This window comes from Alkalibacterium olivapovliticus, assembly GCF_003003275.1.
In the GTDB taxonomy this organism is placed as follows: Bacteria; Bacillota; Bacilli; order Lactobacillales; family Carnobacteriaceae_A; genus Alkalibacterium; species Alkalibacterium olivapovliticum.
Genome location: NZ_PVTO01000003.1, coordinates 105,641 through 129,490, shown reverse-complemented (window position 1 = coordinate 129,490; position 23,850 = coordinate 105,641). Strand labels below are relative to the sequence as shown.

General features: G+C 42.7%; 23 protein-coding genes and 1 pseudogene. All 24 read right to left on the bottom strand.

The window, feature by feature from the left end:
• Positions 1-125 precede the first annotated feature (125 nt).
• The gene (locus CLV38_RS02595) at positions 126-779 is read right to left on the bottom strand and encodes an SDR family oxidoreductase (RefSeq protein WP_106191122.1); all 654 of its coding nucleotides are present in this window, start codon (positions 777-779) and stop codon (positions 126-128) included.
• Between the two features lie 104 nt (positions 780-883).
• The gene (locus CLV38_RS02590) at positions 884-1,666 is read right to left on the bottom strand and encodes an ABC transporter ATP-binding protein (RefSeq protein WP_106191120.1); all 783 of its coding nucleotides are present in this window, start codon (positions 1,664-1,666) and stop codon (positions 884-886) included.
• Positions 1,667-1,714: 48 nt separating this feature from the next.
• Positions 1,715-2,671: an ABC transporter substrate-binding protein gene (locus tag CLV38_RS02585; protein ID WP_106191118.1), complete on the bottom strand. Its 957-nt coding sequence runs from the start codon at positions 2,669-2,671 to the stop codon at positions 1,715-1,717.
• A 13-nt stretch (positions 2,672-2,684) separates the two neighbouring features.
• Positions 2,685-3,728: a FecCD family ABC transporter permease gene (locus CLV38_RS02580; RefSeq protein ID WP_106191115.1), complete on the bottom strand. Its 1,044-nt coding sequence runs from the start codon at positions 3,726-3,728 to the stop codon at positions 2,685-2,687.
• A 3-nt stretch (positions 3,729-3,731) separates the two neighbouring features.
• The gene (locus tag CLV38_RS02575) at positions 3,732-4,790 is read right to left on the bottom strand and encodes a FecCD family ABC transporter permease (protein ID WP_106191113.1); all 1,059 of its coding nucleotides are present in this window, start codon (positions 4,788-4,790) and stop codon (positions 3,732-3,734) included.
• A 37-nt stretch (positions 4,791-4,827) separates the two neighbouring features.
• Entirely contained in the window at positions 4,828-5,847 is a 1,020-nt protein-coding gene (locus CLV38_RS02570; RefSeq protein WP_106191108.1) for an NAD(P)/FAD-dependent oxidoreductase, read from the bottom strand.
• A gap of 178 nt (positions 5,848-6,025) precedes the next feature.
• Positions 6,026-8,305: a glycoside hydrolase family 65 protein gene (locus CLV38_RS02565; protein ID WP_106191106.1), complete on the bottom strand. Its 2,280-nt coding sequence runs from the start codon at positions 8,303-8,305 to the stop codon at positions 6,026-6,028.
• Between the two features lie 621 nt (positions 8,306-8,926).
• Entirely contained in the window at positions 8,927-9,223 is a 297-nt protein-coding gene (locus tag CLV38_RS13835; protein WP_342751964.1) for a hypothetical protein, read from the bottom strand.
• A complete protein-coding gene (locus tag CLV38_RS02560; RefSeq protein ID WP_211295398.1) occupies positions 9,223-10,290 on the bottom strand; it encodes an MFS transporter in 1,068 nt (355 codons plus the stop codon). The genes CLV38_RS13835 and CLV38_RS02560 overlap by 1 nt, the downstream gene beginning before the upstream one ends.
• Positions 10,290-10,439, bottom strand: a complete 150-nt coding sequence (locus CLV38_RS13830; RefSeq protein WP_211295397.1) for a hypothetical protein — start codon at positions 10,437-10,439, stop codon at positions 10,290-10,292. Before CLV38_RS13830 ends, CLV38_RS02560 begins: the two co-directional genes overlap by 1 nt.
• Positions 10,440-10,892: 453 nt before the next feature.
• A complete protein-coding gene (locus CLV38_RS02555) occupies positions 10,893-11,837 on the bottom strand; it encodes a sugar kinase (RefSeq protein WP_106191104.1) in 945 nt (314 codons plus the stop codon).
• Positions 11,838-11,848: 11 nt separating this feature from the next.
• Complete coding sequence (locus CLV38_RS02550) at positions 11,849-12,490, bottom strand: bifunctional 2-keto-4-hydroxyglutarate aldolase/2-keto-3-deoxy-6-phosphogluconate aldolase (RefSeq protein WP_106191101.1); 642 nt, start codon at positions 12,488-12,490, stop codon at positions 11,849-11,851.
• A 100-nt stretch (positions 12,491-12,590) separates the two neighbouring features.
• Positions 12,591-14,528: a fructose-bisphosphatase class III gene (locus tag CLV38_RS02545; protein ID WP_106191099.1), complete on the bottom strand. Its 1,938-nt coding sequence runs from the start codon at positions 14,526-14,528 to the stop codon at positions 12,591-12,593.
• Positions 14,529-14,644: 116 nt separating this feature from the next.
• Entirely contained in the window at positions 14,645-15,490 is an 846-nt protein-coding gene (locus tag CLV38_RS02540) for an SDR family oxidoreductase (protein ID WP_106191097.1), read from the bottom strand.
• A gap of 51 nt (positions 15,491-15,541) precedes the next feature.
• A pseudogene (gene uxuA / locus CLV38_RS02535) lies at positions 15,542-16,366 on the bottom strand (mannonate dehydratase); the annotation flags it as partial.
• Positions 16,359-16,790: an MFS transporter gene (locus CLV38_RS02530; protein ID WP_281260036.1), complete on the bottom strand. Its 432-nt coding sequence runs from the start codon at positions 16,788-16,790 to the stop codon at positions 16,359-16,361. The gene CLV38_RS02530 and the pseudogene uxuA, both read right to left, overlap by 8 nt.
• Positions 16,762-17,148, bottom strand: a complete 387-nt coding sequence (locus CLV38_RS14035; protein WP_170068789.1) for an MFS transporter — start codon at positions 17,146-17,148, stop codon at positions 16,762-16,764. Before CLV38_RS14035 ends, CLV38_RS02530 begins: the two co-directional genes overlap by 29 nt.
• Positions 17,149-17,386: 238 nt before the next feature.
• Positions 17,387-18,085, bottom strand: a complete 699-nt coding sequence (locus CLV38_RS02520) for a GntR family transcriptional regulator (RefSeq protein WP_106191089.1) — start codon at positions 18,083-18,085, stop codon at positions 17,387-17,389.
• Between the two features lie 578 nt (positions 18,086-18,663).
• Positions 18,664-19,737: a Gfo/Idh/MocA family protein gene (locus CLV38_RS02515; RefSeq protein WP_106191087.1), complete on the bottom strand. Its 1,074-nt coding sequence runs from the start codon at positions 19,735-19,737 to the stop codon at positions 18,664-18,666.
• Positions 19,738-19,769: 32 nt separating this feature from the next.
• Positions 19,770-20,633 carry a sugar phosphate isomerase/epimerase family protein gene (locus CLV38_RS02510; protein ID WP_211295396.1) on the bottom strand — a complete coding sequence of 288 codons (864 nt, stop codon included), beginning with the start codon at positions 20,631-20,633 and terminating at the stop codon, positions 19,770-19,772.
• Entirely contained in the window at positions 20,620-21,648 is a 1,029-nt protein-coding gene (locus tag CLV38_RS02505) for a Gfo/Idh/MocA family protein (protein WP_106191084.1), read from the bottom strand. Before CLV38_RS02505 ends, CLV38_RS02510 begins: the two co-directional genes overlap by 14 nt.
• 41 nt (positions 21,649-21,689) lie before the next feature.
• Positions 21,690-21,818: a hypothetical protein gene (locus CLV38_RS14030; protein ID WP_281260034.1), complete on the bottom strand. Its 129-nt coding sequence runs from the start codon at positions 21,816-21,818 to the stop codon at positions 21,690-21,692.
• A gap of 126 nt (positions 21,819-21,944) precedes the next feature.
• Positions 21,945-22,856, bottom strand: coding sequence for a Gfo/Idh/MocA family protein (locus CLV38_RS02500; RefSeq protein WP_245920518.1), 912 nt, complete (start codon positions 22,854-22,856; stop codon positions 21,945-21,947).
• 2 nt (positions 22,857-22,858) lie between these two features.
• The gene (locus tag CLV38_RS02495) at positions 22,859-23,770 is read right to left on the bottom strand and encodes a helix-turn-helix domain-containing protein (protein ID WP_170068788.1); all 912 of its coding nucleotides are present in this window, start codon (positions 23,768-23,770) and stop codon (positions 22,859-22,861) included.
• Positions 23,771-23,850: the final 80 nt, after the last annotated feature.

Below are 23,850 nucleotides of genomic sequence, written 5' to 3'. Positions count from 1 at the left end.
CAACTAATTCATTTGACTATGCAATAAAAAATGGCCAGCGCTTACTTATAAGCTGGCCATTCCCCTCTTTTTATTCAGTTTAATACTGACTTTTCATAGTCGTCTGCACTCTCGAAAACGACTGATTACAGTTTATTCAGTGCGTCTTTGATGTTGTCTTTTCCAGTCACCAAATCAAATGACTGCTTGTAAGTCGCTTCATTGTCCAGACTGGCAGCAATGACTTTTGCTACATCGACACGCGGGATGCTGTAGGAGTCCGGATCAGTCATTGAATCACTTGCTAAGACTGTTCCGATCGAGTCTTCATTTTCAAGCAGACCCGGACGAATAACGGTATAGTTTAAACTAGAATCCATCAGCCACATATCTGCAAAATGTTTAGCGACAAAGTATGGTTTCATATCTTCATTCCACTTATCACGATCGTCTGCCTGGAAGGCACTGACCATTACAAAACGGTCGATGCCACTTGCTTTAGTTGCTTCAACTGTTTTGACAGCTCCGTCTAAATCAATCAGAAGAGTCTTATCATACCCCGTGCTTCCGCCCGATCCAGCCGTAAAGACTACCGCATCGATATCACTCATCTGTTCTTTGATCGATGACACACTCTCTTCCAGATTGCCCAGTCGTGCTTCTACACCTTTATCTTCAAACTGTTTGACTTGTTCTTCTTTTCTGACAAAAGCCACCGGCGTATGCTTGCCTTCCTCTTTTAACACATCGACCAAGTGTTGCCCTATTTGACCATTTGCTCCGACTATTAATACATTCATTCAAATCGCTCCTTTAATTTTATCTCTTTTCTAACCATAACAAAAAGAAAACCTTTCTTCCAAAGATATGCTTACTTTTTGGAAGTAGATTTTCTTCTGAGCAATTATAATAAATGATAGGTCAGGCACGCCGGTTTTTTAGTATACGGGTCTTCAACGATTTGAGCATCAATATCGAACACATCTCTCAGTACCTGATTCGTCATGACCTCTGCCGGTTCACCTGCTTTCACTATCTTTCCGTCTCTAATCGAAATAAGGTAATCAGAAAAGCGGGAGGCATGGTTAAGATCATGCAGGACCATAACAATCGTTTTGTTCTGCTTTTTATTCAATTTTTCCAGAACCTGAAGAACATCCAGCTGATGAGCCAGATCCAGGTAAGTGGTGGGTTCATCCAGCAGTAAAATGTCTGTATCCTGAGCCAGCGCCATGGCGATCCACACCCGCTGACGCTGACCTCCTGATAGAGAATGAACGAAACGGTCAGCAAATTCGAGCAGGTTTGTTTCTTCCAATGCCCAATGGATCATTTCCCAGTCTTTGTTGGTCAATTGCCCAAACCCCTTCTGATAAGGGGACCGCCCATAGGACACTAAATCTTTAACAGTCATTTCTTCTGGTGTGTGGGGTGATTGAGCCAGTATCGCTATTTTTTGAGCAATGCTTTTTGTAGATTGATGGTGGATAGTTTTTCCATCAAGGAGCACAGCCCCTTTGGAAGGCTTGAGCAATCGAGCGATCGTTTTAAGAATGGTCGACTTTCCACAGCCGTTCGGCCCGATGATACACGTGATTTTAGAATCAGGTATCGTCAGTTCCAGCCCGTCTACGATCAGATGTTTCCCGTATCCTATTGATAAGTCTTTTGTCGTAATACGCGACACTGTGCTCTCTCCTTCCCAAATGACTGATGCTTTATTTTCTCTATTCTCCTACTGCAGGCTTCCATCGATAAAGTCTAAAACCTGTTCATTTGCTATTGGTCCATAGTACAACCACGCAGATTGTGAGTCAAACGTGTAAACAGCTTCGTTTTGAACAGCTGGTATATTCTGCCATAGACGGTCTTCAGTCAGTGAACTTTCTTCATCATCTGAAATCAGGAATAAGTGATCGACTTCCATTTCTGCTACTTCTTCAAGAGAAACAGCTGCCCAGTCTGCGTCATCAGATAACTGATCGACTACAGCGGGTATCTCGAAACCGGCATCACCATATAAGACAGCTCCACTGGAACGCTCAGGATGGACGACGAACAGACTTGTATCGATCATCCAGATCGCTGCTGCAGATTCTCCATCCGCCTGTTCCTCAACTAGTGAGGCAGTCTCTTGAGCTCGTGCATCATAGTCCTCTATGACAGTTTCTGACTCGTCTTCCAGATCTAATACGGTCCCTACTTCTCTCATTGTTTCACGCCAGTCTGTTGGACTTGCGTTCAGCACATATGTTGGGGCAATCAAGTTGTACTGATCGATCATGTCCTGTTCAGGCTGGTCACGGATCATGATGAAGTCCGGTTCAAATTCCATGACAGCTTCGTAAGGAAGGTCGTAAGGAATAGTTGGAACATCGCCTAAATCATCCTGAAGGTAGTATTGGACCCCTTCGCCGTCACTGATCGACCACTGCGCTGCAGGGATGACATCCAGTGCCAGCAGATAGTCTTCCAGATATGATGCAATGATTGCTTCAGGATTTTCAGGAATGTCAACGTCCTGTCCTGCTCCATCTGTTAAGACTCTACTTTCTGAATCCGTTGTTTCCTTATTTTCTTCCGTCACAGTGTCTTCTGTTGTATCGTTCTCAGACTCATCCACTGTATTTTCTCCATTGCAAGCCGCAAGAAAAAGGGTTAACGACAACGTGCTCACTACTAATTTTTTCATCTTTATTCCTCCACTATTCTTTTATGGTTATTAATAAGTAAATAAAATAAGGGGCACCAATCACAGAAACGATCAGGCCGACTGGTATTTCTGAAGGAGCCAGAACTGTACGGGCTATACTATCTGATAACACAATCAGTATCGCTCCGATTACTGCTGAAACAGGTATCATCCGCTGAAATTTCCCTCCAACCAGTCGCCGTGCCAAATGAGGAGCGACTAGTCCGACAAAAGCGACCCCTCCGGCAACTGATACACTTGCAGCAGAAAGGGCCACGCCAATGATCAGCAGTTTGATGCGTTCTTTTTCTACTGCAGTTCCGAGACCAACAGCCATTTCTTCTCCCAATTGCATGACTGACAGTATGCGTGCCTTATACAGTGCGAGCGGCACAAACAAAAGAATCCATGGCAGCAGGCGTAACACTGTTGCCCACGATGCATTCCATATGGATCCTGAGAGCCAGATAATGGCTCTGTTAAAGTCGCTTTCGCTCATTCTCAACTGAACCAGGAGTATAGCTGCAGAGAATCCAGCATTTATCCCGATACCGACTAAAACCAGCCGAATAGGCGTGACGCCTTCTTTCCAGGCGAGCACATAAATCAGGATGGCAGCTGTAATGCCTCCGACAAATGCAACAAAGGGCAAACCGATATTAGCCCACCAGGGTGGCTGGTCCTGACTGAGGGAAACTAAATAAAGAAATAAGACGACGAAAAATCCGGAACCTGTGTGGATCCCTATAATGCCGGGATCTGCCAGCCCGTTCTGAGTGACACCTTGAAATAGTGCCCCTGCCGTAGCCATTCCGATCCCTACGAGAACAGCCAAGATGATGCGGGGAAGCCTAAACTGAAAAAGAAGGAGCTGATGTGCCTCTGTTCCAGAACCGGTCACTGTCTGCCAAATGTCGCCAGGTGACAGGGACAAATGTCCGGAGCCTAGACTGATAACGGTCAGAATCAGCAGCAGGAATAGTAAAAAGAAGAAAAAATAAAGGGACCGTTTAAAAACTCTGTCTTTAAAAGGAGACAAATCGTCCGTATCCGTCATGTGTCACCCTCTCCCTTCTTTTCGAGCCAGGACCAGGAAAAACGGAACGCCAATCATCGCTGTCAAAGCGCCTACTGGTGTTTCGTAAGGCTGATTGATTGTCCGGGCGGCAATATCAGCGATAACAAGAAGCCCAGCTCCAAATACAGCGGAACTGGGAATCACCCATCTGTAATCCATGCCCATAACTTTTTTAGTGATATGTGGAATGATCAACCCGATATAACCGACTGTACCGGCAATCGAAACAGCAGCACCTGTAAGAATCAGTACGATCAAAGTAGAGATAAACTTGATCCATCCAATCCTGATTCCGAGCCCTTTGGCCATTTCCTCACCCAACCCCATGATCGTCAGTGACCTTGAGAGCGCAAAGGCTGCCAGTAATCCACCAAGGGCTATGATGCTGACCAAACGGACACTTTCCATTCGAACGCCGGCTACACCGCCTGCAAACCAGAAACTGATGTCCCGGGCAACATTGAAGTGCAGCGCGATAATGGTGGACAGAGACTGTAGTAGTGCACTGACTGCCGCACCGGCCAGAGCCAGCTTCACTGGTGTCAACCCTCTTTTACTGAACGAGCCGATAGTAAATACCATCCCTGCTCCCAAAGCTGCTCCCGCAAAAGACCAGAAGATCAGCTGAAAATAGGTGGACTCTGGATAGAAAGCGAAGGCTATCGCAATCATAAAGGCCGATCCAGAAGTCACGCCCATAATAGATGGAGACGCTAGAGGATTAAGCGTTAGCGCCTGCATGATAACACCTGAAACCGCTAGAAAAGCACCAACTAGACTGGCCGCTAAAATCCTGGGAATACGCAGATCTCTTAAGATAACATGACTGGTATTCGTTTCATCGAATGCAAAAAGAGAGTCGATGATCGTCCGCCAGCCAATATCAGAAACACCGATGGAAACTGACAGGACCATTAAAACACCGAGTGCAAGCACACTCAGTGTCAGGATCAAAGCAGCTGGATGAGGCGCACTCAAGCGCTTCATCAGGCGTTTTTGTGTATCTTTTTTTGTCAGTTGATTTTTTCTGATCTGCTCCATGTTTATCCCTTTTCCTTACGCACTTGTCATTGGCTGTTTATTTATTTTGAAGACCTTCATGAAAAGAAGACATGACGACTTTCGGGGTTTCTGAAGGGACTAGTGATTCCTTGATTTCGTTCACAGCATTAACTGCATCATGAAACGCACCGGCGATCAGCCTTACTTTTCCCTTATAATTTACAATATCTCCAATGGCATAGATCCCGTCCTGTGACGTGTGAGTCATGGTATCGCCTTCTATATAATAATTATCTTTCAGTGACAGTTTCAGACCTTTTGTCTGATGAAAATTTGGTTCACTGTCAAATCCTATGTTGACGATCAGATCGTCAAGAGTTAGCTGGTAGGCTGTTTGAGATTGACTATTTTTAACTTCGATTGCCCGAATAGATTCAGGCGATTCACCTGGAATCAGTTTTTCAATGGATGTATAGGAATGAATATGAACATTAGATTCTTTCAACTGTCTCAGCTGTGATTCATGCGCCCTGAATGTATCATTACGGTGAATAAGATGAAGTTCAGAGACGAGCTCTTTAAGCTCATTAGCCCAGTCAATAGCTGAGTTGCCACCACCAACAATGACGACTTTCTTATCTTTAAAGTCGTTCAAGCGGTAAATGGTATAATGCAGATTCGTTTTTTCAAAATCCCTCGCCCGCTTCGTATCCAGTCTTCTAGGATAAACGATCCCACCACCAGTAGCGATTATGACAGACCGGCTAAGATATCGGTCTCCATCTGCACTGATGACTTCAAAGAGCTGCTCGCCATTTTTGTCAATCGTGACTATCTTTTTATTCAGTATGATTTCAGGTTCAAATGTACTGCTCTGGTCGATCAACTGCCCCATGACATCGAGTCCATGTGTTGGAGGCATTCCTCCGATGTCCCAAATCTTTTTTTCAGGGTAAAAATGCAGTTTTCCCCCTAGTGTTTTTTTGATTTCGATCAGTCGCACGGACATATCTCTCATCCCTGCGTAAAAAGAAGCATACAGCCCGGCTGGACCGCCTCCTATTATTGTACAATCCGTTACGTTCGACTCATGCATGGTACCCCTCTTTTATAATTGAGAATGATTATCACTTTCACATAAGTTATACCATTCACAAAGTCCGGTGTCAAGGCTTCCCGAGATGTTTAAAGGCGTTAACTTCCCTTGGCACCCTGCCATTTTACGTCAAAAAAAAGCGAAAGGCCTGCCTTTCGCTTTTTCACGCATGATACTCTTAAAGTGTTTTCTTTTCTCCATTTTCTATGATTGTCAGCTGGTCTCCTTCTACTAACTGATAATCAGTAGAAGATGGAGTCATTGACACTTGGATCAGGCGTTTTTGAAACCTGACTTTAAACACGATGCGTTCCCACTCTGAAGGACATTGGGGTGAAAAATGCAAAGTCCCTTTATCTACTCTCAATCCGGCAAATCCCTGAACCATACTCATCCAGGTGCCCCCCATATTCGCAGCGTGGACACCGTCCTTTGTATTAGACTGCAGATCTGAAATGTCCATTAAAGCTGTGTCCATAAAGTAATCGTAGGCTTTCTTTTCTTCACCAATCTGACTGGCCATCATTCCGAAAACAGATCGCGAAAGGGAGGAGTCATGTGTTGTGACCTTCTCATAATAGTCAAAATCTCTCTTCTTCTGTTCCTTTGAAAAATCATCCAGGAATAAAAACTGAGCTAAAACGGTATCGGCTTGCTTGCAGACCTGATGTTTATAGATCGTCAGCGGATGATAATTCAGCAGAAGCGGGTAGTTTTCCTTAGGCGTCTGTTCAAAATCCCACACCTTTTTATGAAAGAAACTGTCGTCCTGCATCGTCAGCTGTTTATCCTCATCATATGGCAGGTACATATGCTCTTCTGCCTTTTTCCACTCAGTCAGTTCATCTTGAGAGACGTTAAAGTCCTCATCAGGTAACTGCCTTCTCCTTTTCTCAATCCATTCAATCGCATAAGCCAAATTTTTCTTGGCCATCAAATTGGTATAGTAGTTATTGTTCACAATTGCAGTGTATTCATCTGGACCTGTGACATCATTAATGACAAAAGCTCCCCCTCTATTATCATCAAAATGACCCCATTCCAGCCAGAAGCGTGCCGTCTCCACCAGCATCTCCAGTCCTTCATTCAGCATGAACGCATCATCACCTGTCACTTCACCGTAAGAGTATATAGCGTGTGCGATGTCTGCGTTGATGTGTATCTGAGCAGTTCCGGCAGGATAATAAGGACTGGCCTCTTCCCCATTAATAGTCCGCCATGCAAAGAGTGCCCCATTAGCGATAGCCATCGTTCTCGCACGTTCTTTCGCCTGAGGTAAAATGCTGTAACGATACATGAGCAGAGACCTGGCAATTTCCGGTTGAGTATAAAGGAAAAATGGGAACATATACATTTCAGTGTCCCAGAAGTAATGGCCTTCATATCCTTCACCTGTCAGTCCTTTGGCAGACATGTTCGTTTTTCCGTCGCGCCCCGCCGCCTGATGAAGATGAAACAGATTGAACCGTAAACCCAGTTGAAGAGCCGGTTCCCCATCAATCTGAATATCGCTGTGTTCCCAGAAAGACTCCATCGTACTGATATGTTCTGCCTTTACCTTTTCGTATCCTGATTCGGTAACATTTTTTAGAGTACGGATTAAATTATCTATTATGTTTTCAGTTAGAGATTCTTCTTTGTAAAGTTCACTGTAGGCAACAAACCGGTCAATAACAATAGTCTGATTTGCTTTTGAGTAAAAAGATAGACTGTCTCTGTTTTTATCTGAGATCTGCTGATGCACGTCATTATCAGTGACTACCCTATTTCCGACAACAGCATGAAGTCCTGAGGCGTGTGTTTTAATATGAAGCATGTCTGCATCGTAAAATTCCAGGTCATCTGATTCGAACCGTCTGCTTGCCTGTTCTTTCTTCCGAGGATCCGGGTCGTCCTCTTTGTCGCGTTCTTTCCCCATACTTTTAAGATCATCCAGTTCAAAAGACACCTCCAGTGAGTTATTGTCATCTTTTGGTGTAAGTATGAATCGTTGAGCCATTATCTCCGGATAATCATATGAAACAAAACGCTCGATCGAGACTTCTAACTCATGACCATTTTCAGTTTTCCAAGAGTAGGACCGTGTCAGAATCCCTTTTTTCAAATCAAGTGTGCGGTTGTGGTCTTTCGCGTCTGAAGAGGTCAGATCGAATACTTCTCCGTCATACTTCATTTCCATTTTTTTGCCGTCAGGAATTGGAATCGTCGTCTGGTGATGGGTAGCATAGCCATATGCCCACTCCCCATAAGTAATGGGCTCTGTATCAAAAAAGCCGTTCATCAGGGTACTTTTACTATGACTGAATTCAGGTGTCAGATGTGTTTCTTCCAGACTCCCTCGTGTTCCAATGTGCCCGTTTGACAGTGAAAAGAGCGTTTCGTTTTGTTTAATAACCTCAGGATCTGTCCCTACTTCTTTAAGCGTCCATGGTGTCCCCTTTTCAATCAGTTCATGCATACTTGATCGCCTTCCTCTCTTTCTTATCATTTTGTCAATAACACTTGAATAAAGCAAGTTAGAGCGCTTTACAAAAGATGATTTGGAGTGATTTATCTTCCGATAAATCATTTTCCATATTGTATCCTGCTGATTTTGTTCAGCTGACAGACTAGTTGAATAGTTTTAAAGAAAGACAGCCTGTGACGTCCCTATTTATTTCCTTTTCGGCTGGCTCCCGCCTCGTGTTGGCACCACCTTACCGAAATTCCACCGTCTTCGACAAAGTCAGAACTGGGATGCATTCGACTATGCTATAGCAGACTCCTGCTCGGTAATGTCATTTAAAAAGGCGTGATGACTTTGCCTAAATAAAGTCTTCTTCAGTTAACTCAGGCTCTTTTTAGTTTGACTCTGCTAATACCGCTACTATTAAGGTAAACTCCAGCTGACAGGTCTACTTCACTTTACCTAATTGTCTCTTCTTTGACATACTCGATTTGCTCTAATCATGCAGTTTACCTAACCCATCCGTTATACAGATGAAAAGAGCTTATTTCTAAGTATCTGAGATGAATTATGGCTAAAACAAAAAAAGACTGAGCCTCTTGTCGCAATTGAGGATCAGTCTGTGTTTGGTATTTAATCTGTCTTCTGTTCAGCTTTCACTTTCTGTCTTCTTTCTTCAATTACAGCTTGAATTTCAACCATTTTCTCCTTATCTAAATCATAAAATTTCATGGCGACCAGTGAAGCGATCCAGGCAACCATGAGCATTCCAATGAACATGAACAGGGTAACCCACAAGATATCACTTGAATAAGGGGTACTCACATCCGGGAATACCTGTTCAAATCCAATGAACGCCAATGTCAGTCCAATGATTGTCTGACCGAAAGATGAAATCATTTTGTCTACAAATGAGAATATGGTGCCCATCACACCTGGAGCATATCGTCCCGTTCTGTATATTCATAATCAGTCACATCAGGAATCATCGGAATGACGAGTCCACCAGATAATGTTCTGACACCGTTACCAATTATAAATAGAGTCAGGAACGCGATCGTCATAAAGCCCATGTTGCTTAATGAAATCTGTGTTGGATCACCTAAAACTAACAAGAGGAATATGCCACTGTATGCAATCATAGACAGCCAAGTCGAAGCAATGTATCCTTTTTTCGTTCCGAATTTCCCTGCAAGACGTGTCCCGAAGATCGCGATGATGATATTGGGAATCAGTAATATACCGGAGATCACTCCGAACAGCCCATAATCTCCGATGATGATCCCAAAGAGCATCACCATTACGATTGAGTTTGTGGCCACAGTCTGACCCAGTTTATCAGTTGAGGCTGCAATAATCAGCATCTGCAGCGGACGGTTTCCTTTATCGATCTCCCACATATCTTTTAAATTTATTTTGACTGCTTTTCCTGTACCGAAGTGTTCAGTACAATCTTTTTCCCAGATACCTATAATGGCTAAAAGAGTTAAGACTCCCGAGAGAGCGATAATGGTCAAAGTGAATTCAGCAAATAATGCTGCACTGTTGAATGATCCGTATTTGGGTACTAGATAATTGGCAAGATAGATGCCGGCACCAGCGAAAAAGATTGCCGTCATTGAAATATCAAATGTAGAGAACATTGGACGCTGTTCAGGATCATTGGTCAGAACAGACTGGCCTGATTTAGTTACTGCTGTCTGGAATGTGTAGCCGATGATATAAATTAAGTATAATAAAATGAAATAGGGCATTCTCATTGCGTCAGGTACTAAACGGTTAGTAAAAAACATTAATAGCACAACAGTAGTCATGGTCAAGTATCCAGCCAGCATGAATGGTCTGAACTTACCGTATTTGCCATCTGTCTTATCGATCCAAAGGCCGATAACAGGATCAGTCAGCCCGTCAAACATTCGGCTCCCTGTTATGATCGTCGAGACGACGACGGTTCCCAGTCCTACTACCCCGGTGGCAAAATAAGCCACGTTCATCATTAAAACATAAATGCATTTGTTGCTGTATTGTTAGCTGCGAAAAAACCCATCTGCCAGACTTTCGCCCGGTTGAAGTTCTTCGGATTATCCAACTGTGATAAAATTTCTGCTGCTGCTTTCGCCTGTGTTTCTTTGTGGATCACTTCCATTGATAACACTCCCTTTTTTGTTTTGAACTGACTTACACGGTTTCTTCCATTATGATACCTATGGCACCGTAAAAAACGAACCGCTTTCATTTATTTGTATACTAGTATATCAGAATACTTATTTTGGTAAGTCTACTCTTTAAGTAACCCTTTTCATTTTATTGTTTTTCCAATTCCATCCATTATATTATCATTACAGTTTATTTAGAACCAACATCACAATTGGATTGCCTTTACAGCTTATGAAGTGTGACAAATGGGTGTCCTTTCCTGTTGATTGTATTCCGAAATCCTTTATGCATAATGTTCAAAGCTTCATTATTACTGGAGTAATGTGTCCTTTTATCCGTCTCATAACTAATTTTGCTCCTAACATTAACAAAATTAATAGACTAGATACAAAAAAGGCCAGGACAGCTAGTGAGCCATCCTGACCTTCCGATTATTTATGTCTTAACTGTTGTTCGCAATATAGCTGTCCAGTTTACTCAGTGTCGGTAAGCCTTCGTTATCTCCTGCATGCTGAACCTGCATCGAGCCGATTGCATTGGCATATACTGCCGCCTGCTCCCAGGAGTATCCGCTCAAATAAGCGTGAATGATTCCGACTGCAAACCCGTCTCCGGCTCCGACCGTATCCACTATCTTTTTAACTTTGAATCCTTTAACATTTACTGTCGGTTTGTCTTTTTCAGTGACATACGCACCATGAGCTCCACTTTTTGTAATGACAACCTTTGCTCCCTGATTCAAGTAAAAGTCTGCTATCTCTTCGATATTTTCAGACCCCATCAAGGTTTTCCCTTCCGAGACTCCCGGCAGGACAACATCAGCGTAACTGGCCAATTCATTCAGCACTAACACCATTGTTTCCTCAGACTCCCAAATGGTCGGTCTGAGATTCGGATCGAACGTAATGAATGTACCAGCTGCCTTCGCCTTTTTCATAAGATAAAAAATGGCTTCTCTTACAGACTGACTCACAGCAGGCGGTATACCGGTAATATGCAATAAATCGACTGTTGACACATCTATATTTTCAATATCTTCTACCGATAATGATGTGAACGCACTGCATCTTCGGTAGTAGGCTGTGACCGGATCACCCGAACTGACTTTGTTTTTCAGCATCAGTCCTGTTTCGTGATTATCCGAAAACAGCACATGTCGGGTATCCAACTGTTCCTGATATAAATAATCTAATATATGTTCTCCAATCGGGTCTTTACCCAGCTTCGTCACATACTTAACCTGGTGCTCAAGTCGAGACAAACCAATCCCAACGTTCAGCTCTGCCCCCGCTACTGAACGGTTGAAACGGTAAACGTCTTTTACTTCCCCAAATTCTTGTGCTCTGAAAAGTCCCATCGGTTCTCCAATTAATACAACACTAGCCATTTTTGCACATCCTATTTTAAGCTATTATATTTGTCAACAAACGCTTTGGCATTCTCACTTACACTTTCGATTCCTTTTTCTTTCATATCTTTAGTTAATGCACTGCCGATTCCGACAGCCCACGCACCATTATCCATCCATGTCTCCATATTATCCAGACTAACCCCGCCAGATGGCATCATTTCAACATGCGGAATCGGACCGTGAACATTTTTAATGAATGCAGGGCCTAAAATACCGCCAGGGAAGACTTTTACAACTTCAACTCCTGTTGCCATAGCTTCCGCTACTTCTGTAACTGTGCCGCAACCCGGCAGATAAGGAACACCATATGTGTTACAGACTGTTGAGATTTCAAGAACCATGTTTGGACTGACGATAAAGTCTGCTCCTGCTATGATGGCGATGCGTGCAGTGATGGCATCCATTACTGTCCCGGCTCCGACGACCATATCCGTACCCGCATATTTTTTGGCCAGCTCTTTGATGGATTCGTCAGCCTGAGGAGTGGTAAAAGTCACTTCAATGTTCTTGATCCCGCCTTCATAAACGGCTTCAGAAATCTCTGTTGCTTCTTCAGCTGAGTTTCCTCTAATAACTGCGAATAAGTAATTCTCTTTTAGTTGTGATAAAATCCCTTGCTTTTTAGTCATAATTTCCTCCTATGATCTTTACACTCATATACTAGTATAACGCTTTCTTATATTCAGCTCAATCGTTTTGTTCAAATGTCTAGTGTTAATTAATTGTGGTTTACTCTTGTGATTCATCAACTTGGATGTGCTGAACCACTTCGAGTAATAAATCGATTTGTTTCTGTATTGTATGACCAATCGTCGTTTCCCTGATAACCGTTCTCCCCAGTTTTCCATCGATCATGTGCTTTAATGTCGTCTCATCTTTGCCCTGTCTGAATAATTCAGAAACAGATTTAAACAGCTGATGTGTCACAATTTGGAATCCGTAAGAATTGTTGAGTAAAGAGTACCCGGCGATCCCCGTTGCATTCCGGTACGCTTCATTCATTCCTCCATCTATTACAATCAGTTGCCCGTCTGCTTTGACTGGACTTTCCCCTTTTTTCACTTCTACCGGTGTGTGACCATTGATGATTCTTGACTGACTGCTTTTTAGACCGAATGCCTCCAAAATATCTCGGACCACATTCTGATTATCTCTTAAATCAAAATAAGGATTTCTCTTTTCAGAGTGCGTTTCACTATTTTCAATATAATAGCGTTCAAATGTCGTCATCTTATTTCGGCCGAATAAAGGAGACCGGTCACCTGCCCATGCATACCACATCAGATCAGTTGCAAAATCATCACTGGTATCGAGCGCCCTGGAGGCTTTTCTCACGTAATAATCATATGCACCCAGCATGTCTTTCCCTGAAACACTCTGACCTTCCAGTTCCACTGAGATAAACTGGCCTTGATCATCTAAAGGAATACAGCCATGAAAAAGCAGATGATTATTGTACACCAGATACATACTGCCTTTTTCCAGCAGGAACTGGACATACTCTTTTATCTTTTCCGAGCGCTGGAAACTTTCGAGCAAGGTACTCACGATGTGTTCTTCTTTCTGTGACAGACGATCAGGTTGCTCAAGATCCAGCTGCGTATATGGAAAATCAGTCAGCTTCCACCTCTCACCTTCAATCTCCACTTCATGAGTTTCAGGATCTATCGATTCCAGTATCAGCCGTTTTGACATCTTAAATTCCGGACGTCTTTTGATCAGCTGTTCTTCCAGTTTGAACTGAATAACTGCCAGAGCATGATGTGCTTTAGTGAGCAGTTCTTCACTTTCTTCTTTGAGTAAGGTCGAATCTTCTGAACACTTCGGTTTAAATGCCGTATTGATCTGATAATTCTCTTCTGCATGCAGGAACAGGGGCCGTAAATTCAAGCCATAGATTTTTTCCAGTTCAAACAGATAGCCGTACCGTGCGGCGATTCTCAGTAACGTGATCAGATTTACTTTCGATCCAAATCGTGCCCCCATCCAGAGTAAATCGTGATTTCCCCACTGGATATCAACAGAGTGGTGATGAATCAGCTGATCCATTACCAGATTTTCACCACTCGATCGATCAAAAATATCCCCTACTAGATGCAGATGATCAATGACCAGTCGCTGGATGACATTGCTCAGTGAACGAATAAACGATTCAGCCTGATCCAGAGCTATCAGTTTCGTTAGAATATTTTTATAATACAAATCTTTTTCCCTCTGGTTCAAATCAGTATACAGCAGTTCTTCTATGATATACGTATACTTCTCAGGCAATGCTTTCCTCAGCTTCGAACGCGTGTATTTAACTGCACAGAACCGCATGAATTCGATGAGGTCGATAATGGTTTTCCCATACCACTCTGCCGTTTTTATTTCAGTAAAGTGTGGATGCTCCAGTGCATATTCCGGATAACTGATAAGCAGATTGAACCAGTCTTTTTCTTCAATGGTCCACGTGTCTTCAAAGTGATTTTCCAGTTTTTCTCTGACATTCCCGGCCCCTGTCCTTAAAATGTGATCAAAAGCTTCTGATGCTCCATGAACGTCAGACACATATAACTCCGTTCCCTTTGGAAGATTTTGGATCGCTTCCAGGTTTATGAGTTCTGTATAGACTGCTTCTGGTGTCGGGTATTTCTCTTTGAGCAAGTTTAAATAGTTCTGGTCCATTTTTCTCCTCCAAGTTGACACAACGCTTTTTTAGATCACATTTTGAAAAAAAAGGCAGCTTCCCCTCTCAGGACAGCTGCCTTATTCAAATCTAATCTGTCATCTAATGCCCTTTATTATACTCCAGAATAAGCGTTGAATCCACCATCGATCGGCAGGACCACACCGTTGACGAAACTGGCTGCATTTTCATCTGTTAAGAAAAGTAAGCCTCCTATCAATTCTTCTGCTTCTCCAAATCGTCCCATAGGGGTGTTGCTTAATATCTTATCCGCACGAGGTGTCGGTTCGCCATCCTCATTAAACAGTAAAGCTCTGTTCTGGTTGCTGACTAAGAAGCCAGGTGCAATCGCATTAACACGGATGCCCACGTGAGAAAAATGAACAGCCAGCCACTCAGTAAAGTTAGAAATGGCTGCTTTAGCTCCTGAATAAACTGGGATCTTAGTTAATGGTGTGAAGCCGTTCATGCTTGAAATGTTCAAGATGTTTGCACCTTTTCTTCCAACCATATCTTTAGCAAACACTTGTGTCGGTAACAGCGTACCTAAGAAGTTCAAGTTGAAGACGAATGAAATACCGTCCTGATCAAGGTCGAAGAAAGTCTTCATGTCATCCAGGCCTTCTGTTTCGTGGAACTCGTTGTCCGTTGTTGCACGGGCATTGTTTCCACCGGCACCATTGACTAAGATATCGACTGGACCTAACTCTTTAACTAATGCTTCGCGAGCCGCTTCGATACTTGGTTTTTCTAAAACGTTACATTTGTATGCGCGAGCTGTCCCGTCGGCTGAGTTGATTTCGTCTGCATAACCTTGTGCTGCCTCTTCGTTTAAATCAAGTAAGGCAACTTTTGCGCCAACTTGTGCGTATTGTTTTGCGAATTCAGAAACTAAAACGCCACCTGCACCCGTTAGAACGACGACTTTATTTTTGAAATCATGAGCGTGTTGCTTTGTCATATTATGTTCCTCCTATTGTTTGTTTAAGTTTTTGCTTGCATGAATGATTGACTAATTTGCTGCTTTTTGTACTGCTTCGTATAAACCGTTTAAATACGTTGCACCTAATGCACGGTCATATAAGCCGTATCCTGGTTTCCCAGTTTCTCCCCAGATCATGCGTCCATGGTCAGGCCGTATTGCTCCCTGGAAGTTGTGGTCATGTAGATCTTTAACTACTTCGTACATATCGATCGATCCCATTTCTGACAGGTGCGCCGATTCTTCGAACGATTTCCCTTTACCTGTCAGCCTGACGTTACGTGCATGGACAAAGTTCACACGGTCTTTTGCAAGCATCTCTTTCAGCATAGCGACGGCATCATTTTTCGGATCAGATGCGTATGAACCGACACACACTGTCACGCCGTTGTATTTAGAATCGTATAAGTTGATGAAACGGTTCAGTGCTTTGCCTCCAGTAATGATACGCGGAAGCCCAAAAATGCTGTAAGGAGGGTCATCCGGGTGGATCGCCATTTTGACATCTGCTTCTTCCGCAGTCGGCATAATCGCTTTAATGAAGTATTCCAGATTTTTCCATAGTTGCTCAGTGTCGACTTCTTTGTATTCATCCATCAGCTGATTTAGTTCTTCAGCTGTGTAGCTTTCGTCCCAACCTGGAAGTGACAGTGTACGTGGATCCATTTTGTTGACTTCTTCTTCATCAAAAATCAGTGCATGCGAACCGTCTTCCAGTTCGTAGTTCAAGTCTGAACGTGTCCAGTCAAAGACAGGCATAAAGTTATAACAAACGACTGGGATGCCCGCTTCGCCTAAGTTACGTAAAGTCTGTTTGTAGTTTTCGATATATTTATCACGGCTTGGTTTACCTAAGTGGTCGATTTCCTTTAAGAATCTGCCACATGTCCTTGAAGGTGATTTTTTTGTTTTTACCTGTGCCAAAAAATTCAGGACGATCTTTTTCCCAGAGACCTATCACAGCCAGAGCCGTTAATATACCCGAGAACACAATGAACGTTAAGGTGAATTCACGGAATAACCCTTCGCTGTTCCACCCGCCGTATTTAGGAACAAGATAGTTGGCTAAATATATTCCAGCACCGGCAAAGAAAATCGATGTCATGGAGATGTCAAAGGTAGAAAACAGCGGACGCTGCTCTGGATCATTCGTTATGACCGACTGACCAGATTTCGTTACCGCAGTCTGGAAGGTATAACCGATTATATGGAGCGCATACAATACTATGAAATAAGGAACTCTCACTGGTTCAGGAACGAGCTGATTTGTAAAGAACATCAGAATCATAACGATAGTCATTAAGATATACCCACCCACCAGAAAAGGGTCGGAACTTTCCGTATTTTCCATTCGTCTTGTCAATCCACATGCCGATGATTGGATCGGTAACGCCATCAAAGATACGACTTGCGGTGATAATTGTTGAAACAAGAACTGTCCCTAAACCTACGATACCGGTTGCAAAATAGGCAACATTCATCATAAGGAACATATATGCGTTTGTTGCAGTGTTATTTGCTGCAAAAAATGCGATCTGCCAGACTTTCGCTCTATTGAAATGTCGTTTCTCTTCTACTGCTACCGCTTCCGTTTTTGTGTCAGCTACAGTCTGGTTAGTTTCTTGTGATACATCCATTATTAAAACTCCTTCTATTTTTTTAAATTTGTATATGCTTACATAAGCGTTAATCATAATAGCTCAATCGAGTAAACGTTCCCGTCAACACATATACTGGTATACTAGTATATGTGTTGAACAAAATCTAGACATTCTTTTATACTCTATTCCTGCACTAAAAAACCTGAACTTCAAGAAGCCTCTACAACAGGCTTACATAAAAGTTCAGGTTTTCCATTTACTATTTTTTTAATACTTAATCATTATCACCTGTGACATCACCTTTATCCTGTAAAAAAAACTCAGGGTACTTTTCGATGATATTAGTCTGCGAACGAACCATAAAGTGGATATGTTTAACAACCAGGTATTTCACATCCTCTGTTTTTCTCGAAACAATAGCTTCCAGCAGTTCTTCATGCTCTTTTAAAATCTGGTTGTAGTCGAATGTGACATCTTTCAAATGCAGCCATCTGAAGCGGTCCAGATGAACACTGAATTCCTTGATCCAGTTCCAGATCTGACCTTTTCCAACGATATCATAACAAGAACGGTGGAACTCATTATCCAAATCGTGATACGCCGAAATGTTTCCATTTTGAAATTCTACCCGCTGAGCATCCAGTATTGACTGAAGTCTCTTTCGGGCAGGCTCATCAATTTTTGCACAAAGTTCGACCATTACTTCTTTCTCAATGCATTCTCTGACAAAACGCGAGTGAATCGCCTGCTCCATATCTATTTTGGACACATAAGTACCCGACTGAGGAAAAGTGAAAATCAGGCTCTGCTTTTTAAGCTGCTTCAGAGATTCTCTGATAGGTGTCCGTCCGACTCCCATTAAATCCATTAAATTAGACTCAGAGATTTTCTGCCCCGGGTACAGATCTGTCTTAATTATCATTTCTCTCAGCTTTTCGTACGTTTGGTCCTGCAAGGTGATATTCTGCATCATTTTAATCTTCCTTTGTATTTAATCGCTTACTTGCATACTAATATCTTAAAATATAACATAAACAATCAAAATATGTTAGGGCAGTCTTTTAATTTACTTCAATTTACTTTATTTTACTAAGTATTGTTCTCTTAACAGTTTTCTAATTTTCTACTTCAGCCAACTCATAATACGACATTATTGAGTTGGCCGAACGACCATTGTCTTTGACAAACTCACTTCAAAAAGATCTTCAGTCTGCTCTAATTACCATCAGTTCGGTCAGCTTATTACGATTTTTCTGTGAGTTTACTCAAATCCGAGCGTCATCAGCACACTCAGTGAAGCGGATGACATGACTCTACTTAACCACGCCTCTCTTTGGCAGACTCAATGACTTTTCTCTTTTGGCTACGTCTAAAGCCCTCTGTATTCAGCACACTTAAACCAAAAGCTGTATAGAGTCTGCTTAAAGGTATCCTCTTTCTATCTACTCAACCGTCTAATAAAATCGAGCAGTCCGAACTCCAATCCCCTTCCAACTAATCTCCAGATGTAAAAAGCCAATTCAGTCTCGACTGAATTGGCTTTCTTCTTAATTATATTAGTCTTTCCGCTTTTTCCTGAGCTATCAAGCATAATTCCTGTGCTTTAAATATATGTGCCTGTGTCATAGCATGCTCTGTACGATTTAAACAGTCTTTTATCATTTCGCCAAAGAAGGGGAATCCCACTTCTCCGCTGACAGAGTAATGCTTTTCACCTTCTGATGTGACAACGTAGACATGATCACCACTTTCTTCTCTGGCAACATCTACATATTTTCTTACTTCTATGGTTCCTTTAGTACCGGTAATGAATAGTCGTCCGTCACCCCATGTGCTCAGTCCATCCGGTGTAAACCAGTCGACTTTAAAGATAAATGATGCCCCGTTTTCACCGACAAGTGTGGCATCCCCATAGTCTTCAAGTTCCGGTTTATCCGAATTGGCGTAGTTGCCCACCTTACTGTGCAGAACCTCTGCATCGGTATTTTTAGTAAAATAAAGTAACTGTTCGATTTGATGACTTCCGATGTCACACAAGATCCCCCCATACTGCTCTTTATTGAAGAACCAGTCAGGGCGTTTATCTTTATCCAGACGGTGCGGCCCGAATCCGGTTAACTGAACAAGCTCACCAATCACCCCTTCATTGATAAGCTGCCCGGCAAATACGGCGCCTTCTACGTGCAGTCGTTCGCTGAAATAGACCCAGAGTTTCTGTCCCGTTTCGTTCACGATCCGTTTTGTTTCATTAAGCTGATCCATCGTTGTAAAGGCAGTCTTGTCCGTAAAGTAATCTTTTCCTGCCTGCATGACCCGGTTTCCTAAAGCGCTGCGCATATTTGGTATAGCAGCTGCAGCTACCAGTCTTACTTCAGAATCTGTCAGGATCTGATCGATGGAATCGGCCACGTTTGCCTGCGGAAATTGTTTTCTGTAGGCTTCGACTTTATCATGGTCTGGATCGTATACCCATTTCAAAGTCGCTCCCGCTTCCAGCAGTCCGTTGGTCATACCGTTGATGTGTCCATGATCTAGTGCAACTGCAGCAAACGTAAACGCTCCTGCTTCTACCACTTTGTTCACTTTCCCTTTTGGTGCATAATTCATTCCATCTTTTCCAGCCATGCTCTCACCTTTCTATTTCAATTTAAGCTGTCTTAGAATAGTTCTTTATATCCCTGTTCATACAAATAATCTCTAGAGGTTTCAAGACAGTCAAACGGATCTCTTCCATATTGATCGTCTTGTTCGACCAACAGATAACGTGCCCCACTCTTGATGCTTTGTTCAATAATTCCTGGAAGATCCAGGGTTCCTTCGCCTAATTCAGCAAACTGAATGATATTTGTGAAGGCCTGCATGAAAGCTGACATGTCGCCCTTTTGAAGTGCTTCAAACACTTCATCAGGAATTTGTGTCACGCGGTAGTCTTTCAAGTGAACCAGATCGACTTTCCCTTCGTATTCTTTCAGGACTTCAATTGGGTCGCGCCCCCCGCGCTGAACCCAGTGAACATCCAGCTCGAAGCCCAGTAAAGGTGCTTCTTCTCGAATGATATCGAGCAAGTACTTACCGTCATACTTAGTGAATTCAATATGGTGGTTGTGATAGTATAACTTGATTCCGTGCTCAGCCAGTTTTTTTGCGTAGCTGTTTGCTTCATGTGTAAAGTCTATGACTTTATCCAGAGAAGCCATGGCATCGAAAGGCAACATTCCAATACGCAGAATATCCGCTCCAACGGCTTTACAATCTTTAACGATCTTGTCAAAATGAGTGCTCAGGGATTCCTGTCCTTCTGTCATTGGTTTCAGACCAGCTGACATAGACGCGATCTCCATGCCAAAATCTGCTGATGCTTTTTTTATAGCCTCGACGTTTTCGGGGGTCATTGGAATCTGAGAAATTTCAATTGAATGATAACCCAGTTCGCTCACTTTTTTTAATGTGTCATAGGCTCCGAGCTCTTCGAATTTCTCTTTCAACATCATGGCCTGTACGCCAATTTTAGCTTGTGACATAATTAATCTCCTCCAGTTTGATTCGTTCGGGTCGTTTTGTATTGTTTGAAGACAGATCCATCAGCTTGATCATTGCCATTGAGGGCAGAGCATCTTCAACGCTCACGTAGTCATCTGTGTCGTTGATAATACTCCCATAGAAGCGGTTGATCAGATACATGTGACCCGCACCATAATAAAACTTGGATCCGGGAAGCTTATCATCTTCCACTAGGACTTCTTTTCGTCCTTCATCATTGGTGATATACAGACGACTGTCTTTAATAGTGAATTTTTCCTTTTCGGTAATAACCTGCATCTCCACTGATGAATTTTCAGTATAGGCATTTGTTGCATGGAAAAACGGCTTTACTCCCGATTTAAAAGTGAATGTCGCACTTGCGGTATCTTCCACTTCAATAGCATAATCGGTCAGGTTGGACAGTACAGCTTTACAACTCAGCAGTTCTCCACCGATGAACTGAATCAGATCCAGGGTATGGATCGACTGATTAATGATCGATCCGTAGCCCGCTGTCTCTTTCTTACCCCGCCACGGTTTGGTGGTGTAATAGGATTCTGGACGGAACCAGGTGACCAGACCTTTGATAGACGTCACATCTCCAACATCTTCATTTTTTAAAATAGACATCAGGCGTTCAAACGTTGCATTATAACGGTTCTGAAAACTGACGCAGATTTTTTTGTCTGTCTGATTCTGAACGTCCACTTGTTTTAGTGCTTCTTCGTAAGTCATCGCTACAGGTTTTTCCAGATAGACATGAACGCCGTGGTCCACGCATTTCTGTGTAATAGGGTAATGCTGATCATGCGGCAGACACACGTGAACGACATCGAGCTTCATTTTTTCCAGCATCCTGTCAACAGTTGAAAAGAATGGCGTTTCAGGATAGTTGGAACTTAATTCCGTATTGACATCACAGACCGCCACCAGTTCACCGTGTTCACTCGAATGAATCGCGTGAACATGAATCGGGGACACATCACCTAAACCAATCAATCCTACTCTTAACATAAAACACTCACTTCCTGTTAGTTGTCTTTTTACATACACCTTTATCTCGTTTCAAACTTGCCTTCTTTTTTGATGTGTTTGTTTAACTCTTTTAGATAGTCATCTTCATCAAAATCTTTAAGGCTGACTTCTTTTTTAGTCCAGCTTGACAAGTGAATCGCATTAGCCAAACGGACGCCATTTATTCCGTCAGAACCAGGTGCAAGAAGCGGTGTACCATCCAGAACGTTTGCTGCAAAGTTTTCTAAAACACCAGCATGTTGTTCTCCCCATGCACTGTCAAATTCAATTGTTTCCTATGTATATAAATCATCCATGTTCATCTGACCCATAAAGAGTTTTTTTACATCTTCCATTCCCATGCTCTCAGACAGTTCCTGTTCCGGTCTTTTGAGTCGTGTCACAGTCGCCACCTGACTGCCGTCAACCACGATTTTTCCTTGATCGCCAAGGATCTCGAACCGGTCTGTTCCAACAATATCATGTGTGGCTGTGACGAATGTCCCTGTTGCGCCATCACCATAATCCACTACTGCAGTGACTTCATCTTCAACAGCGATAGTGCGACGGAAACCATAAGAAACCTTAGAATAAACAGACTCCGGCACGCCACAGATCCACTGCCATAAGTCGAGCTGATGCGGTGCCTGATTGACCAGAACGCCTCCACCTTCTCCACCCCAGGTTGCACGCCACTCACTTTGATCGTAATAGGGCTGTGGTCTCCACCAGGTCGTGATGATCCAGTTCGTCCGACGGATTTTACCGATTTCTCCATTATCAACAAACTCTTTGATTTTTTTGTATAACGGGTTGTTCCGCTGGTTGAACATGATCCCAAAAGTCAGATCCGGTTTTGAAGCGGCAAATTCATTCAGCTCTCTGACTTGCTTGGTATAGACGCCAGCCGGTTTTTCAACCAGTGCATGAATATCTCTTTTCAGTGCTTCGATCCCCATCTCCGGATGCAGATAATGCGGAACAGTCGTGATGACTGCATCCACTTTACCGCTGTCCATCATATCAATATAATTTTCGTAGAAAGCTGCATCTGAATAGTCAGTTGCCACTGCTTCTTTTTTAGACAGGTCTATATCACAAATCGCCCCTATTTCCATATTGGGGACCATACCGTCTTTAATGAATTTTGCGTACATGTTTCCTTGTGTTCCTAATCCAATGATTCCTAATCTTACTTTTTTTACCATAATCAGTTAAGATTCCTTTCATTCTTATGTTTTTTCCGATAATTGTTTGGTGTGATGCCTGTTTTCTTTTTGAAGAACCGATTGAAGTGCGCATTACTTTCAAATCCGCAGTTATACGCGCACTCTTTTATCGATAAATTCTCTGAAGACATCGTCAGATACGCTTTAGCCTGAATCAGTCTGTAATTCATCAGATAATCAATAATGGTGAATCCTGTCACTTCTTTGAATAAATGTGAGGCGTATGACTGGCTGATATTCAAGTCATCGGCTAATGTTTCAATCGTCCATTTTGAATTAAAGTGCTGCTGAATATATGAGGCAATGCTTTCAGCTAACCTGGCTTTTTCTGATTTTTCATCCGTCTCCTGCAGAATAGTCAGTTTTTCGGCAGTATATAAGTGAAGCAGCAAATTGATCAGCCGAAGTCTTATTTCAGTTTCTTTCTCTTCAGTGCCTTTCTCCACTGTCAATTCTGACAGCTGCTGGACAAGGGCTAGCAACTGCTCCATATCATCTGTTTCCTTAAAGGTAAATAGCCTGTGGTGGTAATCTTCAAAGAAGGTCACAAGAAACTCCGCTCCTGTAACCTTCAATATGGAACGAATCCAGTTTGGATCAAAATGTACGATACTTCTCTGGTAAGGTTCGTCCTCCTGTATGAGCTTGACCTTGTGCAGTTCAGTGCCGTCCATAACGATAATCGTTCCGGGAGAAATACTGAAAATCTGATTGTTGATCAGGTAGTGGACCTGTCCCTTCAACAATATATAAATTTCGTACTGCTGATGGGAATGAAATTCAAAAGGACTAGTCATCCCGCTGATGTTAGCCTCCGCTATTATCGAAGGCGCATACATAAATGCCTCACCCCTACTTGAATACCTTTTCATTTTACTATTAATCTGATCCATTTGCATTGTCTCCCCCTATACAATCCGAGTTATATAATTGACTCAGACTGCTTTTCAGTCTTCTTTGTACACTTTCTTAA

Excerpts from the sequence above, each read along its gene's own strand:
- CLV38_RS02595 (WP_106191122.1), bottom strand. The coding sequence starts at position 779 with ATGAATGTATTAATAGTCGGAGCAAATGGTCAAATAGGGCAACACTTG.
- CLV38_RS02585 (WP_106191118.1), bottom strand. The coding sequence starts at position 2,671 with ATGAAAAAATTAGTAGTGAGCACGTTGTCGTTAACCCTTTTTCTTGCG.
- CLV38_RS02580 (WP_106191115.1), bottom strand. The coding sequence starts at position 3,728 with ATGACGGATACGGACGATTTGTCTCCTTTTAAAGACAGAGTTTTTAAA.
- CLV38_RS02575 (WP_106191113.1), bottom strand. The coding sequence starts at position 4,790 with ATGGAGCAGATCAGAAAAAATCAACTGACAAAAAAAGATACACAAAAA.
- CLV38_RS02570 (WP_106191108.1), bottom strand. The coding sequence starts at position 5,847 with ATGCATGAGTCGAACGTAACGGATTGTACAATAATAGGAGGCGGTCCA.
- CLV38_RS02565 (WP_106191106.1), bottom strand. The coding sequence starts at position 8,305 with ATGCATGAACTGATTGAAAAGGGGACACCATGGACGCTTAAAGAAGTA.
- CLV38_RS13835 (WP_342751964.1), bottom strand. The coding sequence starts at position 9,223 with ATGGGCACCATATTCTCATTTGTAGACAAAATGATTTCATCTTTCGGT.
- CLV38_RS02560 (WP_211295398.1), bottom strand. The coding sequence starts at position 10,290 with ATGATGAACGTGGCTTATTTTGCCACCGGGGTAGTAGGACTGGGAACC.
- CLV38_RS13830 (WP_211295397.1), bottom strand. The coding sequence starts at position 10,439 with ATGGAAGTGATCCACAAAGAAACACAGGCGAAAGCAGCAGCAGAAATT.
- CLV38_RS02555 (WP_106191104.1), bottom strand. The coding sequence starts at position 11,837 with ATGGCTAGTGTTGTATTAATTGGAGAACCGATGGGACTTTTCAGAGCA.
- CLV38_RS02550 (WP_106191101.1), bottom strand. The coding sequence starts at position 12,490 with ATGACTAAAAAGCAAGGGATTTTATCACAACTAAAAGAGAATTACTTA.
- CLV38_RS02545 (WP_106191099.1), bottom strand. The coding sequence starts at position 14,528 with ATGGACCAGAACTATTTAAACTTGCTCAAAGAGAAATACCCGACACCA.
- CLV38_RS02540 (WP_106191097.1), bottom strand. The coding sequence starts at position 15,490 with ATGACAAAGCAACACGCTCATGATTTCAAAAATAAAGTCGTCGTTCTA.
- CLV38_RS02530 (WP_281260036.1), bottom strand. The coding sequence starts at position 16,790 with ATGTTCTTTACAAATCAGCTCGTTCCTGAACCAGTGAGAGTTCCTTAT.
- CLV38_RS14035 (WP_170068789.1), bottom strand. The coding sequence starts at position 17,148 with ATGGATGTATCACAAGAAACTAACCAGACTGTAGCTGACACAAAAACG.
- CLV38_RS02520 (WP_106191089.1), bottom strand. The coding sequence starts at position 18,085 with ATGATGCAGAATATCACCTTGCAGGACCAAACGTACGAAAAGCTGAGA.
- CLV38_RS02515 (WP_106191087.1), bottom strand. The coding sequence starts at position 19,737 with ATGGCTGGAAAAGATGGAATGAATTATGCACCAAAAGGGAAAGTGAAC.
- CLV38_RS02510 (WP_211295396.1), bottom strand. The coding sequence starts at position 20,633 with ATGTCACAAGCTAAAATTGGCGTACAGGCCATGATGTTGAAAGAGAAA.
- CLV38_RS02505 (WP_106191084.1), bottom strand. The coding sequence starts at position 21,648 with ATGTTAAGAGTAGGATTGATTGGTTTAGGTGATGTGTCCCCGATTCAT.
- CLV38_RS02500 (WP_245920518.1), bottom strand. The coding sequence starts at position 22,856 with ATGGTAAAAAAAGTAAGATTAGGAATCATTGGATTAGGAACACAAGGA.
- CLV38_RS02495 (WP_170068788.1), bottom strand. The coding sequence starts at position 23,770 with ATGGATCAGATTAATAGTAAAATGAAAAGGTATTCAAGTAGGGGTGAG.